Source organism: Actinomadura bangladeshensis (genome assembly GCF_004348335.1).
GTDB lineage: Bacteria > Actinomycetota > Actinomycetes > Streptosporangiales > Streptosporangiaceae > Spirillospora > Spirillospora bangladeshensis.
Genome location: NZ_SMJW01000326.1, coordinates 1 through 7,687 on the forward strand (window position 1 = coordinate 1; position 7,687 = coordinate 7,687).

Annotated in this window: 9 protein-coding genes; 4 read left to right on the forward strand and 5 right to left on the reverse strand. The window is 70.8% G+C overall.

The genetic code is table 11. From position 1 onward, the window contains the following. Positions 1-320: 320 nt before the first annotated feature. A complete protein-coding gene (pknB, locus tag E1284_RS36350) occupies positions 321-2,144 on the forward strand; it encodes a Stk1 family PASTA domain-containing Ser/Thr kinase (protein WP_131944684.1) in 1,824 nt (607 codons plus the stop codon). A 269-nt stretch (positions 2,145-2,413) separates the two neighbouring features. Here pknB and E1284_RS36355 read toward each other — a convergent pair whose 3' ends face one another. The 3 genes from E1284_RS36355 to E1284_RS36365 are packed head-to-tail and all read right to left on the reverse strand — an operon-like array spanning position 2,414 to position 4,078. After that, complete coding sequence (locus tag E1284_RS36355; RefSeq protein ID WP_131944685.1) at positions 2,414-2,602, reverse strand: hypothetical protein; 189 nt, start codon at positions 2,600-2,602, stop codon at positions 2,414-2,416. A 15-nt stretch (positions 2,603-2,617) separates the two neighbouring features. Then, positions 2,618-3,262 (reverse strand): class E sortase, encoded by a 645-nt coding sequence (locus tag E1284_RS36360; RefSeq protein ID WP_243714964.1) that lies wholly within the window; start codon positions 3,260-3,262, stop codon positions 2,618-2,620. A gap of 51 nt (positions 3,263-3,313) precedes the next feature. Continuing rightward, positions 3,314-4,078 (reverse strand): DUF881 domain-containing protein, encoded by a 765-nt coding sequence (locus tag E1284_RS36365; RefSeq protein ID WP_131944686.1) that lies wholly within the window; start codon positions 4,076-4,078, stop codon positions 3,314-3,316. Between the two features lie 95 nt (positions 4,079-4,173). Here E1284_RS36365 and E1284_RS36370 point away from each other — a divergent pair, with 95 nt between their 5' ends. Beyond that, the gene (locus tag E1284_RS36370) at positions 4,174-4,431 is read left to right on the forward strand and encodes a cell division protein CrgA (protein ID WP_131944687.1); all 258 of its coding nucleotides are present in this window, start codon (positions 4,174-4,176) and stop codon (positions 4,429-4,431) included. Positions 4,432-4,666: 235 nt separating this feature from the next. Here the strand turns inward: E1284_RS36370 and E1284_RS36375 are convergent, their stop codons facing one another. Both E1284_RS36375 and E1284_RS36380 read right to left on the reverse strand, forming a co-directional pair. Then, entirely contained in the window at positions 4,667-5,563 is an 897-nt protein-coding gene (locus E1284_RS36375; protein ID WP_131944688.1) for a rhomboid family intramembrane serine protease, read from the reverse strand. Between the two features lie 61 nt (positions 5,564-5,624). Beyond that, complete coding sequence (locus E1284_RS36380) at positions 5,625-6,167, reverse strand: peptidylprolyl isomerase (protein WP_207924154.1); 543 nt, start codon at positions 6,165-6,167, stop codon at positions 5,625-5,627. 155 nt (positions 6,168-6,322) lie between these two features. Here E1284_RS36380 and E1284_RS36385 point away from each other — a divergent pair, with 155 nt between their 5' ends. Together E1284_RS36385 and E1284_RS36390 are read left to right on the forward strand one after the other, a co-directional pair. Continuing rightward, positions 6,323-6,796 (forward strand): hypothetical protein, encoded by a 474-nt coding sequence (locus tag E1284_RS36385; RefSeq protein WP_131944690.1) that lies wholly within the window; start codon positions 6,323-6,325, stop codon positions 6,794-6,796. Positions 6,797-6,877: 81 nt separating this feature from the next. Then, positions 6,878-7,687, forward strand: an 810-nt coding sequence (locus tag E1284_RS36390) for an acyltransferase (RefSeq protein ID WP_131944691.1), incomplete at its 3' end; no start/stop codon positions are given.

A 7,687-nucleotide genomic window follows, 5' to 3' on the forward strand; every position in this document is an offset into this window, starting at 1 on the left:
AGACCCGGCGGCCCGTCCCCGCTCCCCGGAGCACCGCTCCCCGGAGCACCGGGCGAGCCGCACCCCCGGGCGCCCGGCTGTCACGCCACGGCACCGGACGCATAGGATCCGTCCGTCAACGCGGGTGAGACCTGAGACGTCTCCTTCACATAAGCCATCCACGAAATCGCCCCGGGCGATTCCCACCGCCCCAGAGCCAACACCCACACCGGCGGGGAGCGCCACGACTCCGTCAACTTCGAGCCCGGTTGCCTCGCCGACCCAGACCAGGCAGCTAGGTTCGGAGGACAAGGTGTAGACGTACGAGGGAAAGTGCACATATGAGTCAACCTCGGCTGCTCGGCGGCCGCTACGAGCTCGATTCGGTGATCGGGCGGGGCGGCATGGCCGAGGTCTACCGTGCCCGAGACCTGCGGCTCGATCGCGTCGTCGCGGTCAAGACGCTGCGGTCGGACCTGGCCCGTGACCCCACGTTCCAGGCGCGGTTCCGGCGCGAGGCCCAGTCGGCCGCGTCGCTGAACCACCCCTCGGTCATCGCCGTGTACGACACCGGCGAGGACATGATCGGCGACACCCCCATCCCGTACATCGTGATGGAGTACGTGGACGGCAGCACGCTGCGCGACCTGCTGCGGGAGAACCGCGCGCTGCTGCCCGAGAAGGCCCTGGAGATCACCGACGGGATCCTGCGCGCGCTCGACTACAGCCACCGCGGCGGGATCGTGCACCGCGACATCAAGCCGGCCAACGTGATGCTCACCCGGCAGCACGAGGTCAAGGTCATGGACTTCGGCATCGCCCGCGCCATGGCCGACTCGGCGGCGACGATGACGCAGACCGCGCAGGTGATCGGCACCGCGCAGTACCTGTCCCCCGAGCAGGCACGCGGCGAGCGGGTGGACGCCCGCAGCGACATCTACTCGACGGGCTGCGTCCTGTACGAGCTGCTGACCGGCAAGCCGCCGTTCACCGGCGACTCGCCGGTCGCGATCGCCTACCAGCACGTCCGGGAGGAGCCGGTCCCGCCGTCCCAGGTGGACCCGCAGATCCCGCAGTGGGCGGACGCGATCGTCCTGAAGGCGATGGCGAAGGAGGCCGACCACCGGTACCAGAACGCGACGGAGTTCCGGCAGGAGATCCAGCGCGTCCTGCAGGGCCATCCGGTGGCCTCGACGGCGGCGTCGACGATGCTGATGGGCGGCGCGCAGCCGCAGGGCACCCAGGTCATGGGCGCCTACCCGCCCGGCCCGGCCCGCACGCAGGTGCACCGCCCGCAGGACGACGGGTACGGCCTGCCGCCCGTCCACTACGACGACGACCTGCCCGAGCGCGGCGGGAACGGCAGGAAGGCCGCGCTGTGGGTGGGCCTCGCCGTGCTGTTCATCGGCGGCGCCGCGCTCATCGGCTGGATGCTGAGCGGCGGCGGCGGTGAGAAGAACACGCAGGTCGCGATCCCGCGGAGCATCGTCAACGTGTCGCAGAGCGACGCGACGGCGCAGCTCACCAAGCTCGGCTTCCAGGTCGGCCAGCCGAAGACCGACTTCAGCGACGAGATCCGCAAGGGCTACGTCATCAGCTCCGACCCGGAGCCCGGCACGGACGCGGCCAAGGGCGCCACGGTGACGCTGCTGATCTCCAAGGGCGAGAAGCCGCCCACGGAGATCGAGGTCCCGACCGTGACCGGCCAGCCGTACGCGACGGCGAAGAAGACGCTGGAGCACCAGGGCTTTGAGGTCCAGAAGCGCGCCGAGACGAGCGACACCGTCCCGCGCGGCAATGTGATCAGCACGGACCCGGCCGGCGGTTCGAAGGCGCCGAAGGGCGCGAACATCACGGTGGTCGTCTCCAACGGCCCGACGAACCTCCAGGTGCCGAACCTGTTCAACAACAGCCAGCGGGCCGCCTGCGGGAAGCTCAAGGGGCTCGGGCTGACCTGCCACGTGCAGAAGGGGCAGCCGCCGGTCGACCGGCAGGTCTCGCCGGGCTTCGTCTACGACCAGCAGCCCGCGGAGGGCGCCACGGTCGCGCCGGGCGACGCGGTGACGATCTTCGTGGCCGACAAGCCGCAGCAGAGCCCGACCCAGCCGGGCGGGACGCCGACGACGCCGGGCTTCCCCGGCTTCCCGGGCGGCGACAACGGCTGATCCGGGCCGATCGACGCGAAGGGCCCCGGCTCTCCTTGAGGGAGGCCGGGGCCCTTCGCGTCGGTCCCGTGCGGGGCCCGTCGGCTCCGCAGGGGTCCGGACATGAAACGGGGCTTCCGCCACTCGGGGGCAATGGCGGAAGCCCTCGTTATGGTCTTCGTCACGCGGCCGTAGGACGTTACGCATTTCAACCGATTTTTTGGCGACCTGTCGGTCATGCGCCGGTTCGCTCGGCGGTCCATGCGCGGCCAGTGCGGTGGATTCGCAGGTCAGCCGGGGGTGGCGGAGCCGGACGGCGCCGGCGTCTGGACGACCCCGTGGTCGAACTGGAGCTTGGACTCGACACGGGGGAACGCCACGTACCAGAGGACGGCGGCGACGGCCAGCACGATGCCGAGCACGGTCGCGGCCCGGGTGGGCCACGCGCCCGGGAGGTGGCGCCAGATCCAGGCGTACACGGGACCTCCTACTTCCTACTTCCCGGCGGAGCCGGCGGCGGACCGCACGCGGGGCAGCGCCTCGGCCAGCTCACCGAAGATGATCATTCGTTCGGCGGCGGAGTACTTGGGGTGGCAGGTGGTGAGCGTGATCAGCCGTCCGGTCGGCTTCGCCTTCGGGTGGAACGGGACGGGCGCGGTCACCTCCGTCGCCGACGGCTTCACGATCTTGCGGTCGGTGACCGTGTAGACGTACTGGTCGTTCCGGGTGTCGATGAGGATCTTGTCGCCGCGGTCGAGCTCGCCGAGCCGGTTGAACGGGGCGGAGTAGGTCGTCCGGTGACCGGAGACGACGAAGTTGCCGAGCTCGCCGGGCAGCGCCGTGCCGGGATAGTGGCCGGGGCCCTTGCGCAGGTCGTCGCGGTCGACGCCCTCGATGACGACGAAGTGGTAGTCCTTGCCGAACCGGGGGATGCGGATCATCGCGAGCCCCTTGCCGAGCTTCACCTTCTCGGTGGTGACCTTGCCGCTGCGCCAGCTGTTCAGCATCTCGTCGTGCAGCCGGTCCTGCTGGCCCTCGGTGTACCGGCCGGTGCCCCACAGCTCGTAGGTCACGAACAGCATGACGATCAGGCCGGCGGTGATGCACAGCTCGCCCATGCCACGGATCACCGTCCGCACGCGTCCTCCTTCGTCGGGATCGGCCGGAGGCCGACGGGGGTGGGCCGGGGGTCAGCCGCCGGGCTCCGGCGGAACCGTAGCGTGCTTCATCGTCACGCTGCCGGTGTAGGGCGGCAGCGTGGCCCGTTCCACGGTCCGCACCGAGTAGCCGAGCCCGTACACCCGGACGTACTTGCGGTAGACGGCGATCTCGGGGGACGCGCCGAGCGCCGCGCGGAGCCGGTCCGGGTCGCCCACGGCGGTGATCCGGAACGGCGGCGAGTACACGACGCCCTGCAAGATCAGGGTATTGCCCACGCAGCGGACCGCGCTGGTCGCGATGACCCGCTGATCCATGATCTGCATCGCCGTGGCGCCGCCCGCCCACAGCGCGTTGACGACGGCCTGCACGTCGCCCTGGTGGACGACGAGGTCGTCGGGGTGGACGCCGGGCGGCGGGCCGTCCGGCTCCGGCGGCGGCGCGTCGTCCAGCGAGACCCGGACGGCGCGGCCGGTCACCGGGGTGAACCCGGCGCCGGCGGCGAGCCGGTCGGCCTCCTCCCGCGCACTTTTCACGCGCGTGTCGTGACGTCCGGCCTCCCGGGAGATACGGTCGATCTGGTCGCGGAGCCGCCGGTACTCGGCGCGCTCCCGGTGGCCGCGCCGCTGCTCGGCGGTGATGAGTTCGGTGATCTGGGTGCGGCCCTGCTCGCGCAGGCTCGTGCCGCGGGCCGTGCTCGCGCTCGCCGCGAACAGGGTCCCCGCGAGGAGCGTGAGAACTGGGATGATGCTTCCCCACCCAGGACGCCGTACGCTGCTCGTCGAGAATCCGCTCATCAGTCAGTGCTCACCAGCGACTACGCTAACCGACAGAACACCCATGCGCGGTCCGGCGCTCCGGCCGCCGGACGCCCGAGGAGATCGATCCCACCGTGGCCAAGTCGAAAGTGCGCAAGAAGGCCGTCTACACGCCCCCGCAGAAGTCCAAGGCGCCCGAGGTCAGCCCCCGCTGGCTGGTGCCCACGATGGTCGGGCTGTGGCTCGTCGGCCTCATCTGGATCGCCGTCTTCTACGTGACGGCCAGCACCGGCACGAACGTGCCGTTCATGACCGACCTGCACAACTGGAACCTGGGGATCGGCTTCGCCGCGATCATCCTCGGCGTGATCCTGTCGACCCGCTGGCGCTGACCGCAACTTATCCACAGGCCGAGGATCTCCCACCCCGGCTTTCCCCAGGTTTTCCACAGGTACTGTCCACAGGCGCTCTCCCAGGCTTCTGACGCGCCCGCACACTGGCGGAGCGGCCGCCGTCCGCACCGGGGTGCGCCCCGCCGTGCTCGGGCCCGCATAGCGGACGCTGCGGCGCGGACGCCGTTCCGGGTGGACGGCGTCCGCGCACAGCGGGCCATCAGCGGGCCTCGGGCTACAGGGACGGGCTGAGTTCGGCCGTTCTGAGCACCACCAGCGCCGCGAGCAGCGCCAGCGTGAGCAGCGGCGCCCCGATGTGGAACAGCCGCCGCCGCGCGGCGGGAGCGTACGCGTAGGCGGCGGCCAGCGCCGCGCCGACCGCGAGCCCGCCGACGTGCCCCTGCCAGGAGATCCCCGGCACCGAGAACGTGATCACCAGGTTGATCACCAGCAGCACCACGATGGGGCCGACCGGCCCGCCGAACCTGCGGCCGATCACGAAGTACGCCCCGAAGAGCCCGAAGATGGCGCCGGACGCGCCGACCGCCGAGCTGTTGGCGGCGCCGACCAGGTACAGCAGCACCGACCCGCCCAGCCCGGACAGCACGTAGAGCGCCAGGTAGCGCCAGCGTCCGAGCGCCTGCTCCAGCGCGGGGCCGACCGCCCACAGCGCCCACATGTTGAACAGGATGTGGGTGATGCCGAACGTCCCGCCGCGCTGGTGCAGGAACATCGTGGTGAACAGCCGGTACCACTCGCCCTCGGCGACCCCGCCGACGCTGCCGTCCGGCAGCGCGGCGCGGCCGAGCATCATGAATTCCCAGACGACGCGCCAGGACGCCAGCTCCGCGAGGTACACCGCGATGCACGCGCCGATGAGCGAGTACGTCACGACCGGCACGGCGGACGAGGGAGCCCGTCCGCCGACCACCGTCCGGGGCACCGCCCTGCGGACGCCCCGGTTGCCCTCGGCGACGCACTCCACGCACTGGTGCCCGACCGCCGCGTCCCGCATGCAGTCCGGGCAGATGTAGCGGTCGCACCTGGTGCAGCGCACATACGTCTCGCGCCCCGGGTGCCGGTAGCAGGTCGGTACCGAGGTCTCGGGGGCGGGACTGGGTTCTGTGCTCATCTGTGGCTCCGTGGGGCCGGTGCGGGTGTCACCCGTCGCGGGGTCTCACCATGGGAAACGACTAACGCCGCTCGATCGTCACCGATTCCAGGACGACGTCCTGCTTCGGGCGGTCGTTGCGGCCGGTCTCCACCTTGCCGATGCGGTCGACGACGTCCGTGCCCTCGATGACCTTGCCGAAGATGGTGTGCCGGCCGGTCAGGTGCTGGGTGTGGCCCACGTCGAGCGTGATGAAGAACTGGGAGCCGTTGGTGCCGGGCCCGGCGTTCGCCATCGCCAGCAGGTAGGGGCGGTTGAACTTCAGGTCCGGGTGGAACTCGTCCTTGAACTGGTAGCCGGGGCCGCCGGTGCCGGTGCCGAGCGGGTCGCCGCCCTGGATCATGAACTGCTCGATGACGCGGTGGAAGACCGTCCCGTTGTAGAGCGGGGCCTCGGACTTCTGCCCGGTGCGCGGGTCGGTCCACGTCCGGGTGCCCTCCGCCAGTTCGACGAAGTTCGCCACCGTCTCGGGCGCCTGCTCGGGGTACAGCTGGATCACGATCTTGCCGAGCGACGTGGTGAGCGTCGCGAAGATCTCGTTGGCCACGCTGGCCGCCTCCCTCATGTGGTGGATGTCTGAGCTCTGCACATTACGGTCTCGGTCATGCACGAATCGACTACCCGGCGTGCAGGTGCGGTCACTCGCACGGGGTTTACCTCCCGAACGCTGGGAAGGCTGCATGACAGGACCTCGCAAACAGGGAGGTTAGCGTGTCCCTAATGATCAATATCCGCCGGAAGCCGCAGGACGAAGTTCTCACCCGGTTCGGCCGCGTCCAGGAGGCGGCCCGGCAGAGCGCCGAGATGTTCCGGCAGAGCGCTTCCAACGCGGCGGAGCGGATCGCTCCCGTCGCGGAGGAGCGGCTCATGGTCGTCCGCGGCTGGAGCGCACCGAGGCTCCGCAAGGCGGCCCGGTACGTGGAATCCGGGCTCGCCCCTCGGGTGAGCACGTTCCTGAGCGATGTCGCCGGACGGGTCGAGCCGCCGAAGCGGTCGGGACCCGGACGCGGCGCTCTCATGGCGATGATGGGCGCGGTCACCGCGGTCGGCGTGGCCGGTGCGGTGGCGACGCGGCGCGGTGTCATCCGCGACATGACCAGGGGTTCCGGTGAGCACGTGGACGACGCCACCTCGGCCGACTCCATGACGGTCTCCGGTGCCGACGTCGACGGTCAGGTGCATTCGCCGCACTAGCGCGGTACCGGAGGGCCCGGTCGTCTCCGACCGGGCCCTCCGGCGTGTCCAAGAGTTGCTACTACCCGGTACCGTAACGCCATGTCGCCGAAGCGCTCCCTCCGGCAGGTGCTGACGGCCCGCGCTAGGGAGCGGGCTCGCCAGGGCATGCACACGGCCGTGCACCGCACCTGGGAATGGGTCCAGCGGCGCGGTGAGATCACCCCGCACACCCCCGGCCGGCGCCGGTTCGCCTACCTCGGGGAGGGCGCCTGCATCGGCTTCCCGGTCGGCTCGATCTACGGCGAGCCGTGGATCTCGATCGGCGACCACACCCTCGTCGGCACGCATGTCACGATCTCCGCCGGCTTCGTCCCCGGCCTGGACCTCGGCCCGGACGTCATCGTCCGCATCGGCGCGAGCTGCTCGCTCGGCCGCGGCACGCACATCGTCGGCCACCAGTCCATCGACATCGGCGACGACGTCTTCACCGGCCCGAACGTCTACATCACCGACCAGAACCACACCTACGGCGACCTGCACATGCCGATCGGCCGCCAGTGGCCGGAGAACAACCCGGTCGTGATCGGCGACGGCTGCTGGATCGGCACCGGCGCGATCATCCTCCCCGGCACCCGGCTGGGCCGCAACGTCGCCGTCGCCGGCGGCGCCGTCGTCCGCGGCGAGTTCCCCGACCACTCGGTCATCGGCGGCGTCCCCGCGAAGGTCCTGCGCAGCCACGACAGGGAGAACGGCTGGCAGCCGCCCCTCCGCAACGACCCGCTGATGTCCCTGGACGAACTGGCCGCCCTCTCCGTCAACGGCCTGGAGGGCCTCCAGATCCTCCAGGACAGGCTCCGCGAGGAGACCGCCGCCCGTCCCGCCCCCGAACCCCTCCAAGAAGAAGCCGGC

What these genes read in the sequence shown, in the direction of transcription:
- E1284_RS36365 (WP_131944686.1), bottom strand. Translation starts at nt 4,078, where the DNA reads ATGAGCGGATTCTCGACGAGCAGCGTACGGCGTCCTGGGTGGGGAAGC.
- E1284_RS36375 (WP_131944688.1), bottom strand. Translation starts at nt 5,563, where the DNA reads ATGAGCACAGAACCCAGTCCCGCCCCCGAGACCTCGGTACCGACCTGC.
- pknB (WP_131944684.1), top strand. Translation starts at nt 321, where the DNA reads ATGAGTCAACCTCGGCTGCTCGGCGGCCGCTACGAGCTCGATTCGGTG.
- E1284_RS36385 (WP_131944690.1), top strand. Translation starts at nt 6,323, where the DNA reads ATGATCAATATCCGCCGGAAGCCGCAGGACGAAGTTCTCACCCGGTTC.
- E1284_RS36380 (WP_207924154.1), bottom strand. Translation starts at nt 6,167, where the DNA reads ATGAGGGAGGCGGCCAGCGTGGCCAACGAGATCTTCGCGACGCTCACC.